17 protein-coding genes are annotated in these 21,279 nt (G+C 57.8%); 12 read left to right on the top strand and 5 right to left on the bottom strand.

Features of this window, described 5'->3' with window-relative positions:
* Positions 1–64: 64 nt before the first annotated feature.
* Positions 65–1,456 carry an APC family permease gene (locus tag EDF73_RS06130; RefSeq protein ID WP_132727134.1) on the bottom strand — a complete coding sequence of 464 codons (1,392 nt, stop codon included), beginning with the start codon at positions 1,454–1,456 and terminating at the stop codon, positions 65–67.
* Between the two features lie 366 nt (positions 1,457–1,822).
* Positions 1,823–3,241, bottom strand: a complete 1,419-nt coding sequence (locus EDF73_RS06140; protein WP_132727141.1) for a glutamine synthetase family protein — start codon at positions 3,239–3,241, stop codon at positions 1,823–1,825.
* A gap of 225 nt (positions 3,242–3,466) precedes the next feature.
* Here EDF73_RS06140 and puuD point away from each other — a divergent pair, with 225 nt between their 5' ends.
* The 5 genes from puuD to puuE all read left to right on the top strand — a co-directional run bounded on the left by puuD (position 3,467) and on the right by puuE (position 9,125).
* Positions 3,467–4,219, top strand: a complete 753-nt coding sequence (gene puuD, locus EDF73_RS06145) for a gamma-glutamyl-gamma-aminobutyrate hydrolase (RefSeq protein ID WP_207896607.1) — start codon at positions 3,467–3,469, stop codon at positions 4,217–4,219.
* Positions 4,220–4,244: 25 nt separating this feature from the next.
* Positions 4,245–4,802 carry an HTH-type transcriptional regulator PuuR gene (gene puuR / locus EDF73_RS06150; protein WP_132727147.1) on the top strand — a complete coding sequence of 186 codons (558 nt, stop codon included), beginning with the start codon at positions 4,245–4,247 and terminating at the stop codon, positions 4,800–4,802.
* Positions 4,803–5,041: 239 nt separating this feature from the next.
* The gene (gene puuC / locus EDF73_RS06155; RefSeq protein ID WP_132727150.1) at positions 5,042–6,529 is read left to right on the top strand and encodes an aldehyde dehydrogenase PuuC; all 1,488 of its coding nucleotides are present in this window, start codon (positions 5,042–5,044) and stop codon (positions 6,527–6,529) included.
* A gap of 2 nt (positions 6,530–6,531) precedes the next feature.
* Positions 6,532–7,812 carry an FAD-binding oxidoreductase gene (locus tag EDF73_RS06160; protein WP_132727153.1) on the top strand — a complete coding sequence of 427 codons (1,281 nt, stop codon included), beginning with the start codon at positions 6,532–6,534 and terminating at the stop codon, positions 7,810–7,812.
* Between the two features lie 47 nt (positions 7,813–7,859).
* On the top strand, positions 7,860–9,125 hold the full coding sequence (gene puuE, locus EDF73_RS06165) for a 4-aminobutyrate transaminase (protein WP_132727156.1): 1,266 nt from the start codon (positions 7,860–7,862) through the stop codon (positions 9,123–9,125).
* 44 nt (positions 9,126–9,169) lie between these two features.
* On the opposite strand, the gene EDF73_RS06170 is transcribed toward puuE, so the two are convergent.
* The gene (locus EDF73_RS06170; RefSeq protein WP_165905657.1) at positions 9,170–10,123 is read right to left on the bottom strand and encodes a LysR substrate-binding domain-containing protein; all 954 of its coding nucleotides are present in this window, start codon (positions 10,121–10,123) and stop codon (positions 9,170–9,172) included.
* A gap of 82 nt (positions 10,124–10,205) precedes the next feature.
* Here EDF73_RS06170 and EDF73_RS06175 point away from each other — a divergent pair, with 82 nt between their 5' ends.
* Positions 10,206–11,291 (top strand): tartrate dehydrogenase, encoded by a 1,086-nt coding sequence (locus EDF73_RS06175; RefSeq protein ID WP_132727159.1) that lies wholly within the window; start codon positions 10,206–10,208, stop codon positions 11,289–11,291.
* A 36-nt stretch (positions 11,292–11,327) separates the two neighbouring features.
* Here EDF73_RS06175 and ptsP read toward each other — a convergent pair whose 3' ends face one another.
* Complete coding sequence (ptsP, locus tag EDF73_RS06180) at positions 11,328–13,829, bottom strand: phosphoenolpyruvate--protein phosphotransferase (RefSeq protein WP_132727162.1); 2,502 nt, start codon at positions 13,827–13,829, stop codon at positions 11,328–11,330.
* A 308-nt stretch (positions 13,830–14,137) separates the two neighbouring features.
* Here ptsP and EDF73_RS06185 point away from each other — a divergent pair, with 308 nt between their 5' ends.
* The 5 genes from EDF73_RS06185 (at position 14,138) to EDF73_RS06205 (ending at position 19,156) form a co-directional block, all read left to right on the top strand.
* The gene (locus EDF73_RS06185; protein ID WP_132727165.1) at positions 14,138–15,214 is read left to right on the top strand and encodes a PTS fructose transporter subunit EIIC; all 1,077 of its coding nucleotides are present in this window, start codon (positions 14,138–14,140) and stop codon (positions 15,212–15,214) included.
* 20 nt (positions 15,215–15,234) lie between these two features.
* The gene (locus EDF73_RS06190) at positions 15,235–15,555 is read left to right on the top strand and encodes a PTS fructose-like transporter subunit IIB (RefSeq protein ID WP_132727168.1); all 321 of its coding nucleotides are present in this window, start codon (positions 15,235–15,237) and stop codon (positions 15,553–15,555) included.
* A gap of 105 nt (positions 15,556–15,660) precedes the next feature.
* On the top strand, positions 15,661–17,958 hold the full coding sequence (locus EDF73_RS06195; RefSeq protein ID WP_132727171.1) for a formate C-acetyltransferase: 2,298 nt from the start codon (positions 15,661–15,663) through the stop codon (positions 17,956–17,958).
* Positions 17,924–18,799 (top strand): [formate-C-acetyltransferase]-activating enzyme, encoded by an 876-nt coding sequence (locus tag EDF73_RS06200; protein WP_132727174.1) that lies wholly within the window; start codon positions 17,924–17,926, stop codon positions 18,797–18,799. Before EDF73_RS06195 ends, EDF73_RS06200 begins: the two co-directional genes overlap by 35 nt.
* Before the next feature lie 15 nt (positions 18,800–18,814).
* Positions 18,815–19,156, top strand: coding sequence for a PTS fructose-like transporter subunit IIB (locus EDF73_RS06205; RefSeq protein WP_132727177.1), 342 nt, complete (start codon positions 18,815–18,817; stop codon positions 19,154–19,156).
* 56 nt (positions 19,157–19,212) lie between these two features.
* Here the strand turns inward: EDF73_RS06205 and EDF73_RS06210 are convergent, their stop codons facing one another.
* Complete coding sequence (locus EDF73_RS06210) at positions 19,213–19,980, bottom strand: phytanoyl-CoA dioxygenase family protein (protein ID WP_132727180.1); 768 nt, start codon at positions 19,978–19,980, stop codon at positions 19,213–19,215.
* Positions 19,981–20,230: 250 nt separating this feature from the next.
* Between EDF73_RS06210 and EDF73_RS06215 the strand changes: the two genes are divergently transcribed.
* Positions 20,231–21,064, top strand: a complete 834-nt coding sequence (locus tag EDF73_RS06215; RefSeq protein WP_132727183.1) for an AraC family transcriptional regulator — start codon at positions 20,231–20,233, stop codon at positions 21,062–21,064.
* The last annotated feature ends 215 nt before the right edge of the window (positions 21,065–21,279 follow it).

Consider the following 21,279-nt stretch of genomic DNA (forward strand, 5'->3'; position numbering starts at 1 on the left):
CGCTATAGCGACAAAAGAAAAGCAGGCATGTTGCCTGCTTTTCTTTATTCAGTGACCACCTGCGCTACGACTCCCAGGCCTGCTCCGCTTTTCTACCATCAAACTGCGGCGGAGGCTGACGGAAACGTCGGGTCAGCCAGGTCAGGTACAGCAGGCCGACGGCCGCCCACACCAGACCCAGCGTCAACGACGTCACTTCCAGATTCACCCACAGCACCGCCACCGTCGCCGCGCCAATCAGCGGCAGAATCAGGTAGTGCACGCGATCTTTCCCCGTTTTGTTATAGCCTTTACGCCGCCAGAAGTGGTTGAACACCGACAGATTAACGAAGGTAAAGGCCACCAGCGCACCGAAGTTAATCAGCGCCGTCGCGGTCACCAGGTCAAAGAACAGCGCCGACAACGCCACAGCGCCGACCATCAACACATTGAGAGCCGGGGTACGCCATTTCGGGTGCACATAGCCAAAAATACGCTCCGGGAAGACGTTATCGCGCCCCATCACATACAGCAGACGGGAAACGCTGGCATGCGAAGCCAGACCCGACGCCAGGGTATTCACAAAGGTGGTGCAGAGGAAGATCGACTGGAACAGTTTCCCGCCAACGTACAGCGCAATTTCCGGCAGCGCGGCATCGGGATCTTTAAAGCGGCTGATATCCGGAAAGAAGAGCTGCATAAAGAAAGAGGCGACGATAAAGATAATCCCGCCGTATACCGCGGTCAGAAAGATCGCTTTCGGGATAGTGCGCGCGGCGTCCGGGGTTTCTTCCGACAGCGTAGTCACCGCGTCAAAGCCGAGGAACGAGAAACAGACGATTGTCGCCCCGGTAATGATCGGGATCAGATGGGCGTTCTGGCTGATAAACGGTTGCAGCGACCAGACGGTCCCGACCCCTTCACCTTTATGCAGCCCTTGCACCACCAGGAAGATAAACACCACCATGATCGCAATCTGTACCAGCACGAACAGAGTGTTAAAGTTCGCCACCAGGTTGACGCTTTTGAGGTTCGCCGCCGTCAGAATCGCGACAAAGCCCACCACCCACATCCACGGCGGCACTTCCGGGAACAGCGCGGACAGATAGATCTTCGCCAGTAAGACGTTGATCATCGGCAAAAAGAGATAATCCAGCAGCGATGACCAGCCCACCATAAAACCCACGTGCGGGCCGATCGACTTCTGCGCGTAGGTATACGCCGACCCCGCTTCCGGGAACTGACGCACCAGCTTACCGTAGCTGATGGCGGTAAACAGCACGCCAGCCAGCGCCAGAAGATAGGAGGCCGGTACGTGACCGTTACTGATTCCCGACACAATCCCAAAGGTATCAAACACCGACATCGGGGTGAGATAGGCTAGCCCCATCACCACCACCTGCCACAGTTTGAGCGACTTGCGCAGACGCGGCTTGCCATCTGCGGATGACATCACAGAATCGGAATTAGCAGCCATGAACGTGTCCCCCCATGCCAACGAGGGTTTGTGGGCGCAATGACCGGGTAACAAACCTGCTTAGCAAGGGGGTAAAACGGGGACCATCGGCTAAAACGTACCGGCGAGCGGCGGTGGATTTGCATTCATTACGGCATTCATTACGGCCTTCATGGCCCCCTTCTCCCTGCGGGTATTTGAACATCTGCATCATCTCATTTCCTCGTCACACACTGTGTCGTTAACTGAAGCCCCGTTGCCGCCTGCGCTCCTTTACGCGACATCCGGGAAATGGCTGGGCTGCCAGCAAAACGTTCGACCAGGCTCCGCTCAGGCCGTATGATGCTACCTGTCGATCAAACCTGTCGGCCCCTTGCGGGGCGCCGATCAGGCGTTTTTCAACATCCAATCAATTTCTGTTTCGGTGATAAGTCGTTCAAACTGCAGTAATTCGTCGTGCTTACAGGCGTGGTAAACGTGACAGAAACGTTCACCCAGGCGCTCGCGCAGGCTAGCGTTTTGCATAAATTCCCACAGCGCATCGCTTTGCCGAATCGGGAACGGCAACCCTTCCTGTTCGAGGCCATTTCCCTCCACTTCTTCCTGAAGCGGCAACGTGTTGTCCAGTCCGTGCAGGATCCCGGCGAAGATGGCCGCCATCACCAGGTATGGATTGGCATCTGCCCCCGCCACGCGGTACTCGACGCGATGATTATTGCGATCGCCGCAGGGAATACGCAGCGCCACCGTCCGGTTATTGTGTCCCCACGAGGCCTGAGTCGGAACATACATTCCCGGCTGGAAGCGACGCCAGGAGTTAACGTTTGGCGCCAGCAGCGCCATCGACGCCGGCATCAGGTCAATCATCCCGGCCAGCGCGCGTTTCAGCAGCGCTGAATCTTCGCCATCGTCATCCGCCAGCACGTTTTCACCCTTATTGTTTTGCATGCTGATATGGATGTGCATCCCGCTACCCGCATGCTCTTCATAAGGCTTCGCCATAAAAGTGGCGTGCATCTTATGCTTCTCCGCCACTAAACGCACGAGGCGTTTTAACGCCAGCGCATCATCGCAAGCCTCCAGCACGTTATCGGTGTGGTACAGGTTGATTTCAAACTGACCGGGCGACGCTTCGGCGACCGCGCCGTCGGCCGGGATCAGCTGCAGCTGGGCCAGCTCATCAATATCGTTCAGCACGTCGGCGAAGTGGTTGAGGTTGTCAACGGAGTAGACCTGGCTTTGGGTGTTGCGATCGCCGGTCCCCGGTGCGCAAGGCGGCTGCAGGTAGCCTTCGGCATCGCGTTTCCGATCGAGTAAATAGAACTCCAGCTCTACCGCTACCACGGGGAACAATCCGCGCTGGCGCAACTGCTGCCAGAGGCGGTTCAGTACGTTCCGCGGCTCAACGTCAAAGGGAGCGCCATCTTCATCAACCATCGTCAGTAGCAGCTGGCCGATAGACTCTGGATCGGCAGCGGAAGGGGTTAAGGTTCCCGGCACCGGTAAGCAGGTACAATCCGGCTCGCCCATGTCCTGACCCAGGCCCGCCTCTTCCACCACATTGCCGAGAATATCCATGGCAAAAACCGACGCCGGGAAGTAGCAGCCCTTCTCCAGCTTGCTCAGGCTGGAGACCGGAATACGTTTGCCGCGGAAACAGCCGTTCAGATCGGTCAATAACACGTCGACATACTGTGTATTCGGATAGCGTTCAAGGTAGCGTTTCACTTCGTGCGCAAATGCGCTGCCCCGTCTCTCTTCTGACTGCTGAACAAAATTCTCAACTTCTACGATATTGGTTTCCATTATTCACCGCCGTTGTGTTGGTTTCGGACTCAGGCTTTCTTGCCGTTAAATATAATGCCCACCATTCGAATGTGTATGCAAATAAATTGTTTGTCAAATGTTAAATTAAGTTTGCAAACGGCTATTTGCGCTGCTAGATTGAGAAAATATTGAACGATATGGCCATTTGATACCCTAAATGGTCATAATTTAGTCCACTTTGTGAGGGCGATCATGGAAAATATAATGTACAAGCCAGTTATTGGCGTCGTGATGTGCAGGAACAGGCTGAAGGGTCACCAGACCCAGACCCTGCAAGAAAAGTACCTGAATGCCATTATTAACGCCGGAGGGTTGCCGATTGCCCTGCCGCACGCGCTGGCGGAGCCAGAACTGCTTGCCGCGCTGTTACCGAAACTGGACGGAATTTATCTGCCAGGCAGCCCCAGCAATGTGCAGCCGCACCTTTATGGTGAAAACGGCGATGAGCCTGACGCCGATCCCGGGCGTGATCTTCTGAGCATGGCATTGATTAATGCCGCACTCGAAAGGCGCATCCCCATTTTCGCCATCTGCCGTGGGTTACAGGAACTGGTTGTCGCCACCGGCGGGACTCTGTATCGTCGTCTTTTCGAGCAGCCGCAGCTCCTCGAACATCGCGAAGATCCTGAACTGCCGGTAGAACAGCAATATGCGCCTTCTCACGAAGTGCAGGTTCAGGAAGGAGGATTACTTTCTCAGTTAATACCGGGCTGCAACACGTTTTGGGTAAACTCGCTACATGGGCAGGGAGCAAAAACGGTAGGCTCGCGTCTGCGCGTCGAAGCCCGCTCTTCAGACGGTCTGGCAGAGGCGGTCAGCGTCAATGACCATCCGTTCGCGCTGGGTGTGCAGTGGCACCCGGAATGGAACAGTAGCGAATACGCCCTGTCGCGTTTGTTGTTTGAAGGTTTTATCACCGCCTGTCAGAAGCACATTGCTGAAAAGCAGCGGCTCTGACCATTACAGTTAAGGAAATGCAAATATGAGCGATGACGGACTGGCGCCAGGAAAACGTCTGTCAGCGATCCGCCAACAGCTGGGTCTCTCACAACGTCGTGCCGCCGAACTGTCTGGGTTAACACATAGTGCCATCAGTACCATAGAACAGGACAAAGTCAGTCCTGCCATCAGTACGCTGCAAAAGCTGCTGAAAGTTTATGGGCTGTCGCTCTCGGAATTCTTTTCTGAACCAGAAAAACCTGATGAACCGCAGGTGGTTATTAATCAGGACGATCTTATCGAAATCGGCAGTCAAGGGGTTTCGATGAAACTGGTGCACAACGGAAATCCGAACCGTACGCTGGCGATGATTTTTGAAACTTACCAGCCTGGAACCACAACCGGGGAGAGGATCAAGCATCAAGGTGAAGAGATAGGCACCATACTGGAAGGTGAAGTCGTGCTGGTGATTAACGGCCAGGCGTACCACCTGGTTGCTGGGCAAAGCTATGCCATCAACACCGGCATACCGCACAGTTTCAGTAATACCTCGGCAGGCGTTTGCCGAATTATCAGTGCCCATACTCCCACCACATTCTGATTTTTTAGCCTGAGAATATTTCAGGCTTTCTTCAGGCCTGCTCCGTCGGATGCCCTGTTTCCGGCGGAGCGAAGAACACGCAAATAATACACAGCGTTGTGCGGAAGATTATTTCCTGCTGGCCGCAATAATCCGCGCAAATATACACGCGCTTAAGACGGTATCTGACTCCGGGGACGCCCTACGCCCTGTGCTGTCTGTCATGCCCACTATTCGATTATGTGATTAAGGAGTCTTATATGGATTTCAAACCTCTGTCCTGGTGGCAGGATAAAGCGAAAAGCATCGAGATAGAAACGCGGTTATTTATTAATGGCGAATATTGCTCTGCTGTCGATAATACCACCTTTGAAACCATCGACCCCGCCGCCCAGCAAACGCTGGCGCACGTTGCCCGCGGGAAAAAAGCCGATGTCGAGCTTGCCGTCAAGGCCGCGCGCGAAGCGTTCGATCGCGGCGACTGGTCGCAGGCCTCGCCGGCGCAGCGTAAAGCGGTGCTCAATAAGCTGGCCGACCTGATGGAAAGTCATCGTGAAGAGCTGGCGCTGCTGGAGACCCTGGATACCGGTAAACCGATCCGCCACAGCCTGCGCGACGATATCCCCGGCGCCGCCCGCGCCATCCGCTGGTATGCGGAAGCTATCGACAAAGTGTATGGCGAAGTCGCGCCGACCGGCGCCGGTGAGCTGGCGATGATCGTCCGCGAGCCGGTGGGGGTCATTGCCGCCGTGGTTCCGTGGAACTTCCCACTGCTGCTGGCCTGCTGGAAACTCGGCCCGGCGCTGGCCACCGGCAACAGCGTGATCCTGAAACCTTCAGAAAAATCTCCGCTTACCGCCCTGCGTCTTGCCGCCCTGGCGAAAGAGGCCGGGCTGCCGGACGGCGTACTGAACGTGATCAGCGGGTTTGGCCACGAAGCAGGCCAGGCTCTGTCGCTGCACCCGGACGTCGAGGTCATCACCTTTACCGGCTCCACCCGTACCGGCAAGCAGCTATTAAAAGATGCCGGCGACAGCAATATGAAACGCGTCTGGCTGGAAGCCGGCGGAAAAAGCGCCAACATCGTCTTTGCCGACTGTCCGGACCTGCAAACAGCGGTCAACGCCACCGCCGGCGGCATTTTCTATAACCAGGGCCAGGTGTGCATCGCCGGGACCCGCCTGCTGGTTGAAGACAGCATCGCCGATGAGTTTCTCCGCCGCCTGCAGGAACAGGCTCGCCACTGGCAGCCGGGCAACCCGCTCGACCCGAACACCACCATGGGTATGCTGATCGATAACACCCATGCCGACAGCGTGCACAGCTTTATTCGCGTCGGTGAAAGTCAAAGTACACTGCTGGTCGACGGGCGAAAAAACCCGTGGCCGGCCGCCGTCGGCCCGACCATTTTCGTCGATGTCGATCCGGCCTCCCCCCTGAGCCGGGAAGAGATTTTCGGCCCGGTGCTGGTGGTTACCCGCTTCGCCTCAGAAGAGGAGGCGTTGCGGCTGGCCAACGACAGCCACTACGGCCTTGGCGCGGCGGTATGGACGCGCGACCTCTCCCGCGCCCACCGCATGAGCCGCCGCCTGAAAGCGGGCTCCGTCTTTGTAAACAACTATAACGATGGTGACATGACCGTCCCCTTTGGCGGCTATAAGCAAAGCGGCAACGGACGCGATAAGTCTCTGCACGCGCTGGAAAAATTCACCGAACTGAAAACGATCTGGATGACTCTGGAGTCTTAATCATGACCGAACATACCACCAGTTATTACGCCGCCAGCGCCAACAAATACGCCCCCTTTCCGGCGCTGAATGAATCGATCAGCTGCGACGTCTGCATTGTCGGCGGCGGCTATACCGGCCTCTCCTCGGCGCTACATCTGGCCGAAATGGGCTACGATGTGGTGCTGCTGGAAGGGGCGCGCATTGGCTTCGGCGCCAGCGGACGCAACGGCGGCCAGCTGGTTAACTCCTACAGCCGCGATATCGACGTCATTGAAAAAACCTACGGCCCGGATGCGGCCAAAATGCTCGGCAGCATGATGTTCGAAGGCGGCGAGATCATCCGCGAACGCATCCAGCGCTATCAGATTCAGTGCGACTATCGGCCCGGCGGTCTGTTTGTCGCGCTGAACCACAAACAGCTGGAGACTCTGGAAGAGCAGAAGGCGAACTGGGAGCGCTACGGCAATAGCCAGCTGGAGCTGCTGGACGCCAGCGCCATTCGCCGCGAAGTAAACAGCGATCGCTATACCGGCGCCCTGCTCGATCGCAGCGGTGGCCATATTCATCCCCTGAATCTGGCCATCGGCGAGGCGGATGCCATCCGGCTGAACGGCGGCCGGGTTTACGAGCAGTCGCCGGTCACCCGGATTCAGCACACCAGCCCGGCGGTGGTCACCACTGCCCACGGTCAGGTGACCGCGCGCTACGTCATCGTCGCCGGTAATGCCTACCTGGGCGATAAAATCGAGCCGGAACTGGCAAAACGCAGCATGCCGTGCGGCACCCAGGTGGTGACCACCGAGCCGCTGTCCGCGGACGTGGCCCGCTCGCTGATCCCGCAAAACTACTGCGTGGAAGACTGTAACTACCTGCTGGACTACTACCGTCTGACCGGCGATAACCGCCTGCTGTACGGCGGCGGCGTGGTCTACGGCGCCCGCGACCCGGATGACGTCGAACGCCTGATTCTGCCAAAGCTGCTGAAGACTTTCCCGCAGCTGAAAGGGGTGAAAATCGATTATCGCTGGACCGGCAACTTCCTGCTGACGCTCTCAAGGATGCCGCAGTTCGGCCGCCTGGACAAAAACATCTATTACATGCAGGGCTACAGCGGCCACGGCGTGACCTGTACCCACCTCGCCGGCCGCCTGATTTCCGAGCTGCTGCGCGGTGACGCCGAGCGCTTCGACGCCTTTGCCAACCTGCCGCACTATCCGTTCCCGGGCGGCCGGAGCCTGCGTATTCCGTTTACCGCGATGGGCGCGGCGTACTACAGCTTGCGCGACCGTCTCGGGGTGTAAGTTTGCCCGCAGGTCCAGGTAATGATGTTTAACTAAGGGTATTAACCATGAGCAACAGCGAATTTCATCGACGTCGTCTTTCCGCCACCCCACGCGGGGTGGGCGTCATGTGTCAGTTCTTCGCCCGGTCCGCTGAAAATGCGACGCTGACCGATGTCGAAGGCCAGGAGTATATCGATTTTGCCGCCGGGATTGCGGTGCTCAATACCGGGCATCGCCACCCTGCGCTGGTCGCCGCGGTGCAGCAACAGCTGCAGCGCTTTACCCATACCGCCTATCAGATTGTCCCCTACGAGAGCTATGTTTCACTGGCTGAGAAGCTTAACGAACTGGCCCCGGTCACCGGCCCGGCGAAAACCGCCTTCTTTTCTACCGGCGCAGAAGCGGTAGAAAACGCGATTAAAATCGCCCGCGCCCACACCGGGCGCCCGGGGATTATCGCCTTTAGCGGCGGCTTCCACGGGCGCACCTATATGACCATGGCGCTGACCGGCAAAGTCGCGCCATATAAGCTGGGCTTTGGCCCCTTCCCGGGTTCCGTTTATCACGTGCCTTATCCCTCAGTTCAGCAGGGGATCGGCACCCAGGATGCAATTACCGCTATCGAACGCCTGTTTAAAGCCGATATTGCAGCCAGTCAGGTCGCCGCGATTATTTTTGAGCCGGTACAGGGCGAAGGCGGTTTTAACGTGGCGCCGCCTGAGCTGGTCGCCGCCATTCGCCGCATCTGCGATGAGCACGGGATTGTGATGATCGCCGATGAGGTACAAAGCGGATTTGCCCGTACCGGCAAACTCTTCGCCATGGACCATTATGCCGAGAGGCCGGATCTGCTGACGATGGCCAAAAGCCTGGCCGGTGGCATGCCGCTGTCCGGCGTGGTGGGCAACGCGCAGATCATGGATGCGCCCGCGCCGGGCGGCCTGGGCGGGACCTATGCCGGTAACCCGCTGGCGGTGGCCGCGGCCCACGCGGTGCTGGACATCATCGACCAGGAAGCGCTCTGCGCGCGCGCCCGGCGGCTGGGGGAGCGTTTAACCGCCGCCCTCAATGAGGCGAAGAGCGGGTGCCCGGGGCTGGCGGAAGTGCGCGGCGTGGGATCGATGATTGCCGCTGAGTTCGTTGACCCGGCGACCGGCGAACCTTGCCCAGCGCTGGCGCAGAAAATTCAGCAACGGGCGCTGGAACAGGGGTTGCTGCTGCTGACCTGCGGCCAGTACGGCAACGTGATTCGCTTCCTCTATCCGTTAACCATCCCCGATGCGCAGTTCGCCAGCGCGCTGACCATTTTGCAAAACGTCATCCGGGATTAACGCTCCCCGCGTCGCCGACGGCGCCTGCCCTCGGCGACGCGACCTTACCTGACGTCGCCGCTGGCAACACACTGCTGCGGATAGTGCTGCTGAAAGTAGTGACGTAAAAACTCCACCGTGGTTCGAATTTTCGCCGAGGTCGCCAGCCGCGAGACATATACCGCCCAGATGTTAGCCGGTTGATAATACTCTGGCAGCAGATGCACCAGATGCCCGCTGGCAATATTCTCACTCACGTCCCACCACGATCGCAAAGAGATGCCCTGCCCATCCAGACACCACTGATGCACGATCTCCCCGTGGTTAGAGGAGAGCGGGCCGGTCACCTTGATGGCCTGTTCTCCCTCCTTCCCATGCAGTTGCCACACGCCAAAGGGCCGATCGCGCTCTTTAATCACCAGACAGGGCAAGGTCGCCAGATCGCTGAGCTGCCTGGGCTGCGGATAGCGGGCCAGAAACGCCGGCGAAGCGCAGAGAATCCGCTGGTTGGTCGCCAGTTTGCGGGCAATCAGATTAGGGGCAATATCATCACCGACGCGAATATCGAGATCGACGCCTTCGTTCACCAAATCCACCAGCCGGTCTGCGACATCGAAACGCAGCTCCAGCTGAGGATACTGACGGGCCAGCGCCGACAGCGCGGGGGCGACCACCCGGCGGCCGAAGCCAAAACTGCTGATAATCCGCAGCGTACCCTGCGGCACCTGGCGTACATCGGACAGTTCATCCATCATCTGGTCCACATCCTGCAAAATACGCTGCGCCCATTCATAGATGCGCTCCCCCTCCTCGGTAATGGTCACCCGCCGGGTGGTGCGATGCAGCAATACCACATTCAGCGTCTGCTCCAGCAACGCAATGCGTTTACTGACGAAGGCGGGAGAAACGCCGAGCTCTTCGGCGACGGAGGCAAATCCGGCGCGACGGGCAACCCGCATAAACACGCGTAAATCATTTAGCAGCGGCAGATTGTTCATGATCTGTGTTTTATGTTTCACCAGTTAGCGTGATTAATTATGAAGCAGTCAATTATAGGATAAGGGGGAAGTCAATTTTGATGGTTGATAAGTGAGAACCGGTATGAAGAAAACCTATCGTATTGCCGCCATCCCCGGAGACGGGATTGGTCAAGAAGTGCTTCCTGAGGGCATTCGCGTATTACAAGCCGCGGCGCAACGTTGGGATCTGGCATTAAGCTTTGAGCAGATTGAATGGGCCAGCTGCGACTATTATGCCCGCCACGGCAAAATGATGCCCGACGACTGGCATCAACAGCTTAAAACCTTTGATGCTCTCTATTTCGGCGCCGTCGGCTGGCCCGACACCGTGCCGGATCACGTCTCCCTGTGGGGGTCGCTGCTCAAATTTCGCCGCGAGTTCGATCAGTACGTCAACCTGCGTCCGGTGCGCCTGTTTCCCGGCGTCCCCTGCCCGCTGGCGGGCAAACAGGCCGGGGATATTGATTTCTATGTCGTTCGTGAAAATACCGAAGGCGAATACTCTTCCCTCGGCGGTCGCGTCAACCCCGGCACCGAGCATGAACTGGTGATTCAGGAGTCGGTCTTCACCCGCCGCGGCGTAGACCGGATCCTGCGTTACGCCTTTGAACTGGCGCAGAGCCGCCCGCGTAAAACGCTGACCTCGGCCACCAAATCCAACGGCCTGGCGATCAGCATGCCCTACTGGGATGAGCGGGTGGAGGCCATGGCCCGCCATTATCCCGATATTCACTGGGACAAGCAGCATATCGATATCCTGTGCGCCCGTTTCGTCCTGCAGCCGGAACGCTTCGACGTGGTGGTCGGCTCAAACCTGTTCGGCGATATTCTGTCCGACCTCGGCCCGGCCTGCACCGGCACCATCGGTATCGCCCCTTCGGCAAACCTGAACCCCGAGCGCACCTTCCCGTCGCTGTTCGAGCCGGTACACGGCTCAGCGCCGGATATCTATGGTAAAAACATCGCCAACCCGATTGCCACCATCTGGGCTGGCGCGATGATGCTCGATTTCCTCGGCGCGGGCGACGCGCGCTACCAGGCGGCGCATAATGGCATTCTGGCGGCCATTGAGCAGGTTATCGCCCGCGGCCCGAAAACGCCGGACATGAAAGGGGATGCCTCTACCCGGCAGGTCAGCGAAGCCATTTGCCAGGCGATTCTGCAATAACCTGCATCCCCGGTGGCGCCGCGCCGCCGGGGGGAACTATAGCTCCAGCTCATGCTGCAATAACGTGGCGATAGCCTCGCTGCTGTCGGCGGTTACCAGGGCACGGCGAAACGCTTCATGCATAATGCGCCGCGCCAGACGCGAGAAGATGCGCATGTGCTGATCCCCGGCCGCGTGCTTGTTCAGCGTGAGCATGATCACAAATTGTGCCTCATCATCGCCCCATGCCACCGGCTGGGCGAGGCGCGCCACGCTGATGGTCGACTGCTCAATATGCTCTGATTTGCTGTGCGGTATCGCAAAGCTGAAGCCTAACCCGGTGGAGAACACCGCCTCGCGGGCCCACAGATCGGCCTCCAGCTTACGCGGATAGCGGCAACGCCCCGCCAGCAGCAGATTGTCGGTCATGCCTTTCATCACCTCCTCTTTGCTGCGCCAGTCGCTGTTCAGGGTGATGCACTGCGCGGTAATCAGCGGCGCATCCTGCTGAGTCATACGGAAGCGGGCGAGTAAATGTTCCACCTCCAGCGAGGTGCGACACTGCATGGCCTGGTTCAGCAGCTGGCGACAGGCCCGGCTGTCCAGCTGAGCCAGACGGGCTTTCGTGGCCGGTATCGACGGCGCGCTCATGCTCAGCTCGTCCAGCCCCAGTCCGACCAACAGCGGCAGGACCGAACCTTTCGCCCCCAGCTCGCCGCACAGGCCAATCCACTTACCCTGGCGATGCACCGCCTGTACGGCATAGTCCAGCGCGCGCAGAAATGCCGGGTTCAGGCTATTGTAGTGGCGGGTCACCTTGCTGTTATCGCGATCCACCGCCAGCAGATATTGCGTCAGGTCGTTGCTACCGATACTAAAAAAATCAATTTCTTCACAACACTGGTCGATGATAAACATCACCGAGGGCACTTCCAGCATGATGCCGAACGGGATCTTTTCATCAAACGGGATATGCTCATCGCGCAGCGATTGCCTGGCGTCGGCCAGCTGGTCTTTCACCCACAGAATCTCTTCCATCGAGGAGATCATCGGGATCATAATTTTCAGCGAGCCGTGCGCCGAGGCGCGCAGAATGGCCCTGAGCTGGGTGCGGAACAGCGCCTGATACTCTTCGTAAATACGCACCGCGCGATAGCCGAGGAAGGGGTTGTTTTCCACCGGAATGTTAAGATACGCCACCGGCTTATCTCCTCCGATGTCCATGGTGCGGACGATGATACTGCGGCCGTTAGCCGGCTCCAGCGCCTGGCAGAAAATGTTATACAGTTCGTCCTCTGACGGCGCGCTGGGGCGGTCCATATACAGCATTTCGGTGCGGAACAGCCCTATCGCCTGCGCCCCGTTGTCAAAGGCCGCGGCGGCTTCAACGGAGTGGGCGATATTCGCCGCCACTTCCAGCCGCATGCCATCTTTGCTGAGCCCTTCTTTATCCAGCCACGCCTGCTGCTGGCTGCGAATTTGCGCCGCAACCCAGGCTTCCTGGCGATAGTAGCGCGTGAGCGCCTCATCCGGATTGACCGCCACCAGCCCGGCATTGCCGTCGATATACACCGGCTGGCCGACCCACGGCTGCAGCGCCGCCATCTCAACGCCAACCAGTGTTGGAATATTAAACGAACGCGCCAGAATCACCGTATGCGAGGTAGTCCCTCCGCAGCACAGCAGCAGCCCTTTCAGCAGCGTTTTATCCAGCTCAAGAAACTGACCCGGCGTGAGCTCGTCGGCAAGGCAAATAGCGGGCTCAGTCAGCTGACCCGGTGCCGGGAAGCGGGACTCGCCATAAATATGCTGCAGCAGCTGGAAACAGATATCGCGCACGTCCAGCACGCGCTCCTGTAAATAGCGGTTGCCGGAGTCGCGGAACTGCGCGCAGAAATGTTCGCCGCTGGCGACGATCGCCTGCGCGCAGCTCAGGCCGGTCAGCAACCCGCCGAGCAGATGCTGACGCAGGGAAGCATCCGTCGCCAGCGAGCGATGCGCATCAAGAATGGCGCTGGCGGTTCCGTCGTTATCCAGCAATCGCAGTTCAATATTTTTGACCAGCAGCTGCAGGCCTTTATCCAGCTGCGCCTGCTCCTGCTCAATATTCCCGGCAGCGGGCAGCGTTCCTGAGTCGCGCAGATCAAACGCTTTCAGATGGGTCAGCGTGCCGCCCGCGCTGCCGGCGCACACCGGCAGCGCATGAAATAAGGTCGGGTTGAGACGGGATAGCGATTCAGGTATCGGCTGAATATCCATGCTGTCCCCCGCCGGCAACGGCGCGTCGCAGTAGGGAAATTGCTCCTGCATAAATGCCGACAGCGTAGTAAAGGCCTGCTGTTCATCGTCACCGCTGATAATTAACTGACATTCATCACCTTTAATGGTGTTGGTGCCGATAATCGCCAACGCGCTTTTGGCATTGCCGCGGAGATCGCTGCGGCGGTTCAACCACTCAACAGAAGATGAAAATGTATTACACAACGTTTCCACCAGACTGGCCGGGCGGGCGTGTACGCCATTGGGCAAATCGCATATGAAGTTAATGACCTGAGCCATCGCCTCTCTCCTGAGCAATAGGTTAATGACTCAAAAGTAATGAAAGCGCGTCGCCGGGACTACGCGAAAAAACACTCAATTACTGGATAATTGTACACAGCGCTCTTTTTTTCGTTCCGCGTCACAAATCGGGCATTCTGCCGCAACTATCACCCGACAACATGAAGATTTGAGGTGGATCGCAATTTCATTCGCATCTTACAAATATCCAGTAAATGCACTTTTTCTCTACTATTTTCTCCGCCGCCGTTTTCCTACTGTTGAGGCATCAATACTGTCACGAGCGATATCCCGCTCAGGAGCAAGCAATGAACGAACTGGTGCAAATACTAAAAAATACACGCCAGCATCTCATGACCGGCGTCTCACACATGATTCCCTTTGTTGTCTCCGGCGGGATCCTGCTCGCGGTCTCCGTGATGTTATACGGCAAGGGTGCCGTCCCCGACGCCGCAACCGATCCCAACCTGAAAAAACTGTTTGATATTGGCGTCGCCGGCCTGACGCTGATGGTGCCTTTTCTGGCGGCCTATATCGGCTATTCCATTTCCGACCGCGCGGCGCTGGCCCCATGCGCCATTGGCGCATGGGTTGGCAACAGCTTTGGCGCCGGTTTTTTCGGCGCCCTGATTGCCGGGATGATCGGCGGGCTGGTGGTCTATTACCTGAAGAAGATCCCGGTGCATAAAGTGCTGCGCTCCGTGATGCCAATTTTTGTCATCCCGATCGTCGGCACCTTCATTACCGCCGGGATCATGATGTGGGGTCTGGGTGAACCCATCGGCGCGCTAACCGTCAGTCTGACCAGCTGGTTGCAGGGGATGCGCGAGGGCAGCATCGTGCTACTCGCCATCATCATGGGCCTGATGCTGGCCTTCGACATGGGTGGCCCGGTCAATAAAGTGGCCTACGCCTTCATGCTGATTTGCGTTTCGCAAGGGGTCTATAGCGTGGTCGCCATCGCGGCGGTCGGTATCGCCGTCCCGCCGCTGGGCATGGGCCTGGCGACCCTGATTGGCCGCAAATACTTCACCCCGGAGGAGCGTGAAACGGGGAAAGCCGCGCTGGTGATGGGCTGCGTCGGCGTCTCCGAGGGGGCGATCCCCTTCGCCGCCGCCGATCCGCTGCGCGTTATCCCGTCAATCATGATCGGCGCCGCCAGCGGCTGTGCAGCGACCGCTCTGCTTGGCGTTCAGTGTTACGCCGGCTGGGGCGGGCTGATTGTCCTGCCGGTCGTCGAGGGGAAAGGCGGGTTTATCGTTGGCCTGCTGGTCGGGGCATTTGTCAGCGCCGCCAGCGTCATCATGCTCAAAGCGCTGACTAAAAAGAAAGCGTCAGAAGCCAGGGCCGACGACGAGCTGGATCTGGATTTCGAAATTAACTGAAACGCTGGAAGGAAAATTCTATGACTAAAATCATCGCCGTTACCGCATGCCCGTCGGGCGTTGCCCACACCTATATGGCCGCTGAAGCGCTGGAAAGCGCCGCCAAAGCCAAAGGCTGGCAGGTCAAAGTGGAGACCCAGGGCTCCATCGGCATTGAGAACGAGCTGTCGGCGGACGATGTCGCCAGCGCCGATATGGTTATCCTGACCAAAGATATCGGTATCAAGTTCGAAGAACGTTTCACCGGTAAAACCATCGTCCGCGTCAATATCAGCGATGCGGTGAAACGCGCCGACGCCATCATGAACAAAATCGATAGCCACCTTGCACAGAAGGCCTGAATAACGCGCGGCGAAGCTGCGCAAGACTCAGCGCCTGGCTCAGCAGGCGCCATCATCGCATGGGCCAATTAGCCTGCTGAGAGAGGCGCTTACATGGAGTGAGTCATGACCAATCGCACCCAACGTTTAATAGACAGCCTGTTTGCCCAACCCCGGGAAATCTCTCTTGAGCGCGCCCTGCTATACACCGCAAGTCATAAACAGACCGGGGGCGAGCCGGTGATGCTTCGCCGGGCGAAGGCCACCGCGTGGATCCTTGACCATGTCCAGATTTCAATACGTGACGACGAACTGATAGCCGGAAACCGCACCATCAAACCGCGCGCCGGGATCGTCTCGCCGGAGATGGATCCTTACTGGCTACTCAACGAGCTGGAGCAGTTCCCGACCCGGGCCCAGGATCGCTTCGCCATCAGCGCAGAGGATAAGCGCATTTATCGTGAAGAGTTGTTCCCCTACTGGGAACAACGCTCGATGAAAGACGTTATTAATGGCCGGATGACCGCCGAAGTGACAGAGGCGGTAAGCACGCAGATTTTCAGCATCAACCAAACCGACAAGGGCCAGGGCCATATCATTATTGATTATCCCCGGCTGTTAAATAAGGGGCTGGCGGCGCTGGTGACGGAAATGCAAACCCTGACCCGCCGGCATCCGCAGAACCACTTTTATCAGGCGGCGCTGATCGTGCTAGAAGCTTCGCAGCGCCATATGCTGCGCTACGCCACGCTTGCCGACGAGATGGCCCGCGGCTGCGATAATCCGCAGCGCCGCCGGGAGCTGGAGACGATCGCCGACATTTCGCGCCATAATGCGGTACATCGCCCGGAAGATTTCTGGCAGGCCTGCCAGCTGTTCTGGTACATGAACATCATTTTGCAATACGAGTCCAACGCCAGCTCTATTTCACTGGGGCGTTTTGATCAATATATGCTGCCGTTCTACCAGACGTCGCTAAATCGCGGCCAGGATCCCGCGTTCCTGAAAGCGCTGCTCGAATCGCTGTGGGTCAAATGCAACGATATCGTTCTGCTGCGCTCATCCAGCAGCGCCCGCTATTTTGCCGGGTTCCCGACCGGCTATACCGCGCTGCTCGGCGGCCTGAGCGAAACCGGGCGCAGCGCGGTCAACGTGCTTTCCTTCCTCGCGCTTGACGCCTATCAGAACGTCAGGCTGCCGCAGCCTAACCTCGGGGTTCGGGTCAATGAACTGATCGACCGCCCGTTCCTGCACAAAACGGCGGAAACGATCCGTTTAGGCACCGGGATCCCGCAAATTTTCAACGATGAAGTGGTCATCCCGGCATTTCTTAATCGCGGCGTCTCGCTGGAAGATGCGCGAGATTATGCCGTCGTGGGCTGCGTCGAACTCTCCATCCCCGGGCGCACCTACGGCCTGCATGATATTGCGATGTTCAACCTGCTGAAGGTGATGGAGATCGTGATGCTGGAAAATGAAGGCAATGCCGATATCAGCTGGCAAGGGTTGCTTGGGCAGATCCGCGCTAAAATCCGCTATTACATCAGGCTGATGGTCGAAGGCAGCAATATTTGCGATCTCGGCCACCGGGACCAGGCGCCGGTTCCCCTGCTCTCCTCATTTGTGCTGGACTGCGTTCAGCACGGCAAAGATATCACCGAAGGCGGCGCACGCTACAATTTCTCCGGCGTTCAGGGGATCGGTATCGCCAACCTCAGCGATTCGCTGCATGCGCTGAAAGGGATGGTTTTTGACCAGCAACGCCTTAGCTTCGATGAACTGCTCCAGGTCCTCAAAGCCAATTTTCAGACGCCGGAAGGTGAAAAAATTCGCGCCCGTCTGATTCATCGTTTTGAGAAATATGGCAATGATATCGATAAAGTCGACAATATCAGCGCCGACCTGCTGCGGTTTTACTGCAAAGAGGTTGAACAGTACCGCAACCCGCGCGGCGGACATTTCACTCCGGGGTCGTACACCGTATCGGCGCACCTACCGCTGGGCTCCGTTGTCGGGGCCACGCCGGATGGCCGTCTGGCCGGCGAGCAGCTTGCCGACGGTGGGCTGTCGCCGATGGTCGGCCAGGACTCTCAGGGGCCAACGGCGGTACTGAAATCGGTCAGCAAGCTGGATAACTACCTGCTCTCCAACGGCACGCTGCTCAACGTAAAGTTCACCCCCGCGACCCTGAGCGGGGATGGCGGGCTGCATAAGCTGGCGGATTTTTTACAGGCCTTCACCAAGCTGAAGCTTCAGCACATTCAGTTTAACGTGGTCAATGCCGACACCTTGCGCGAAGCGCAGCGGCGTCCGCAGGATTTCGCCGGACTGGTGGTACGCGTCGCGGGCTATAGCGCCTTCTTTGTCGAGCTATCAAAGGAGATTCAGGATGACATTATCCACCGCACCACGCATCAGCTGTGAGGTTATGGATACGCGCGCCGACAGGGCGCGCATTTTCAATATCCAGCGCTACTCTCTGAACGATGGTCAGGGGATCAGAACCGTCATTTTTTTTAAAGGCTGCCCGCATACCTGCCCGTGGTGCGCCAATCCGGAATCTATTTCAGCAAAAATCGAAACCGTGCGGCGGGAAAGCACATGCCTGCACTGCGCGCGTTGCCAGCAAGACGTGGATGAGTGCCCCTCCGGCGCGTGGCAGCAGATTGGTCGCGATGTCACCCACGCAGCGTTACTCGAAGAAGTGCTAAAAGATGAGATCTTCTTCCGCACCTCCGGCGGCGGCGTCACCCTCTCGGGCGGCGAGGTGTTAATGCAGGCCGGATTCGCCAGCCGCTTTCTGCACACCTTGCGGCAGTGGGGGATCAGCACGGCGATAGAAACCGCGGGTGACGCGGCCTTCAGCCGAGTTTACGCGCTTGCACGCGAGTGCGATGAAGTGCTGTTTGACCTGAAAATCATCGACCCGGAGCAGGCCCGGGCACGGCTATCGATGGACAGCGCGCGCGTTTTAGCCAACTTCAGCCAACTGGCGGCGGCCGGTGTTCGCGTTATCCCCAGAGTGCCGTTAATTCCCGGGTTTACCCTGAGCGAAGAGAATTTCAACAATATTCTGACCTTCCTGGCGCCGTTTAAACTGCCCGATATTCACCTGCTGCCGTTCCATCAGTATGGCGAACCGAAATATCAGCTGCTGGGCAAAACGTGGGCGATGGCGAAGATAAGTCCGCCGTCGGCGTCAGAGATAGCGGTGTTTAAAACCATGGCCGAACAAGCCGGTTTTCGCGTAACCATCGGTGGTTAATATCCGGAGGATGCTATGGAACTCAAGATTGTCGCCGTCACCGCCTGCGTAAGCGGCGTGGCCCATACCTATATGGCGGCGGAACGTCTGGAAAAGTTGGCTCACCATGAGAAATGGCAGATCAAAATCGAGACTCAGGGCGCGTTAGGCATTGAGCATAAAATTACGCCCGACGATATTGCCCATGCCGATGTCGTCCTGCTGGTCACCGATATTGAAATCGACGACGGCCAGCGGTTTTGCGGCGTCCGAACGGTGAAAACCAGCATCAAAACGTTTTTGCTCCAGCCGCAGCACATCGTGGAGGCGATTAAACAGGTGATGAAAAAGCCGGTGGTCAGCGTCGATATCCCCTGATTGAGCACCGGCTGAGCCAGGCTGGTTTACCTGAACCAGCCTGGCCTTTTGCCGATTCACTCGACATCAAGCAACCATTTTTGCGCAGGCGTCAGGCGGCTTGCGGTTTCCGGCCTAATCCAGCGCTGTTGATCCTGCTGGGCAGTATCCTGTCTGTCGATATATAAACCATGCAGCACGCGCCTTCTGCTGCCGATTCTGTTGCAGGTCCCGCCGTGCCAGGTATGGGCGTTATAAATCATCACGCTGCCCGCCGGGGCGACAAACACCACTTCATCAGGATGCGCCAGTTCCGGGTCGTCCAGCACATCTTCCGGCAGTTCCGGGCGCAGGTGCGTCCCGGGGATGATCCGCGGCGCGCCATTTTCGGCGCTGAGATCATCAATAGCCCAGATGGTATTCACCAGATGCACTTTCGGAAAATCCGGGCGCGGCTTTTTCCAATCCGCATGCAGCGGCTGGTGACCACCGTTAACCAGCGCTTCTCGCGCATTGAGACTCGAGACTTTAAAGTCTCCCTGGAACACATAGCGACAGGCCGAAAGCACCAGCGGGTGGGACCATACTTTCTCCCAGATAGCCCCTTTGTTAATCAGATTGGCAATACGCGTCGCCGTGGCCTCCTGATGGTGTTCGATGGCCAGATTATCCCCCTCTCGCTCGACGATAGCGTCGATAAGGTCGCGCATCGCTGCCAGCCATTCCGGGTCAGCGACATGCGGCACAACGGTATATCCGAGGGTATCCAGCTCGTGTTTCATCTTTGTGGATAGCGCGATATTGGCGCCGAGCGCATCGAGATAAACGGCAGATTGTGGTTCCATAGTTATTTTCCTTAACCTTTCGATAACACGAAATAAACTCTAAACGTCGGCCAGGGGAAATACATGAGGCGATTCCTACGAAAAACTGGACATCCGTACGCGGGAGAGCAAAGTGTGACTACCATCAAATTCTACCGCTCGCCTGCCGGATGCGGGCTAATCCGCTCCGCGTAAAGCGATCCATAAGAGGTTAGCCGTTATAAAATAGATTATAATCAACAGGATAATAGTTCTTATTCGGGGTTATGGGATGATTGAAGATCTGCCGGACATATTGAATCGCCTGGTCCATCAGAAAGAGAAACTGCAGGTCCGATTCCCTGAGCCGGATATTTCCGTCCCGGAGCTGGCTTACAAGGTCCCTTTTCCGCGTCTGGAGATCGTGCTCGAAGGCGAGCTGCGGGAGCACGGTTTACCGTTGTCCGATGCGCTGCTGTCCACCTCGCAGGTGCTGTATGTGCAGGCGGGAAAATGGACGCTACCGCAGTGGACCGGCCCGGCCTCAACGTTGAGTATCTTATTCGGCAGGCAAAAGCTGGGGTTCTGTATCCAGCGCTGGGATGGCAAGCAGCTGCGTACCGGGAAGCAAAACGTCGCCCGTCTTGGCCCCCGCGTCGGCTCCTATCTGCTGCTGGCCCTGAATGAAATCTGCCTGCAGCCGGACCCGGTCACCGCCAGGCTGGTGGTGTCGGCTTTGCTTAGCCACTGCCTGGAGCAGCTGGTGGGACTTGAAATGCGGGTCAGCCGCAGTCGCGATCTGTTTATGGCGGTGCAGGATTATCTCGAGGAGAATCTCCGCCAGCCGCTCACCCGCGAATCGGTAGCGAAGCGCTTTCACATCACGCCGAATTATCTCTCGCATATTTTCCAGAAATCAGGTTCCGTCGGCTTTAATGAATACCTGACCAGCGTCCGCCTCGAGCAGGCCAAGAAGCTATTGCGCGGCTATGACTTAAAGGTCAAAGAGATCGCCCACAACTGCGGGTTTGTCGACAGCAACTATTTTTGCCGGGTATTTAAGCGTTACACCGAGCGCTCGCCTTCCGAATATCGCCGTCACTGCCGCAGCGCGCAGCAGGGATAGTTCCGGCCTCAGAACGAGGCCCATACCGCCCGCGGCCGCTCTGCCTGGCGGCGTTCAGCGCCCGATCGACTTTCTTGATCAAAGCGTCCTGAGGCTCATCGTTCAACGATTGAGAACGCGCGTCGACGTACGGCACGTTAATGCGGCAACAACCACAAAGTTTCAAAAAGTAGCATAGTCGCCTGCCGATGCCCGGCGAATAAAAACGATAATGT

This window comes from Klebsiella sp. BIGb0138 (assembly GCF_004342285.1).
Lineage (GTDB): Bacteria > Pseudomonadota > Gammaproteobacteria > Enterobacterales > Enterobacteriaceae > Klebsiella.

Excerpts from the sequence above, each read along its gene's own strand:
- EDF73_RS06130 (WP_132727134.1), bottom strand. The coding sequence starts at position 1,456 with ATGGCTGCTAATTCCGATTCTGTGATGTCATCCGCAGATGGCAAGCCG.
- EDF73_RS06140 (WP_132727141.1), bottom strand. The coding sequence starts at position 3,241 with ATGGAAACCAATATCGTAGAAGTTGAGAATTTTGTTCAGCAGTCAGAA.
- puuD (WP_207896607.1), top strand. The coding sequence starts at position 3,467 with ATGTACAAGCCAGTTATTGGCGTCGTGATGTGCAGGAACAGGCTGAAG.
- puuR (WP_132727147.1), top strand. The coding sequence starts at position 4,245 with ATGAGCGATGACGGACTGGCGCCAGGAAAACGTCTGTCAGCGATCCGC.
- puuC (WP_132727150.1), top strand. The coding sequence starts at position 5,042 with ATGGATTTCAAACCTCTGTCCTGGTGGCAGGATAAAGCGAAAAGCATC.
- EDF73_RS06160 (WP_132727153.1), top strand. The coding sequence starts at position 6,532 with ATGACCGAACATACCACCAGTTATTACGCCGCCAGCGCCAACAAATAC.
- puuE (WP_132727156.1), top strand. The coding sequence starts at position 7,860 with ATGAGCAACAGCGAATTTCATCGACGTCGTCTTTCCGCCACCCCACGC.
- EDF73_RS06175 (WP_132727159.1), top strand. The coding sequence starts at position 10,206 with ATGAAGAAAACCTATCGTATTGCCGCCATCCCCGGAGACGGGATTGGT.
- ptsP (WP_132727162.1), bottom strand. The coding sequence starts at position 13,829 with ATGGCTCAGGTCATTAACTTCATATGCGATTTGCCCAATGGCGTACAC.
- EDF73_RS06185 (WP_132727165.1), top strand. The coding sequence starts at position 14,138 with ATGAACGAACTGGTGCAAATACTAAAAAATACACGCCAGCATCTCATG.
- EDF73_RS06190 (WP_132727168.1), top strand. The coding sequence starts at position 15,235 with ATGACTAAAATCATCGCCGTTACCGCATGCCCGTCGGGCGTTGCCCAC.
- EDF73_RS06195 (WP_132727171.1), top strand. The coding sequence starts at position 15,661 with ATGACCAATCGCACCCAACGTTTAATAGACAGCCTGTTTGCCCAACCC.
- EDF73_RS06200 (WP_132727174.1), top strand. The coding sequence starts at position 17,924 with ATGACATTATCCACCGCACCACGCATCAGCTGTGAGGTTATGGATACG.
- EDF73_RS06205 (WP_132727177.1), top strand. The coding sequence starts at position 18,815 with ATGGAACTCAAGATTGTCGCCGTCACCGCCTGCGTAAGCGGCGTGGCC.
- EDF73_RS06210 (WP_132727180.1), bottom strand. The coding sequence starts at position 19,980 with ATGGAACCACAATCTGCCGTTTATCTCGATGCGCTCGGCGCCAATATC.
- EDF73_RS06215 (WP_132727183.1), top strand. The coding sequence starts at position 20,231 with ATGATTGAAGATCTGCCGGACATATTGAATCGCCTGGTCCATCAGAAA.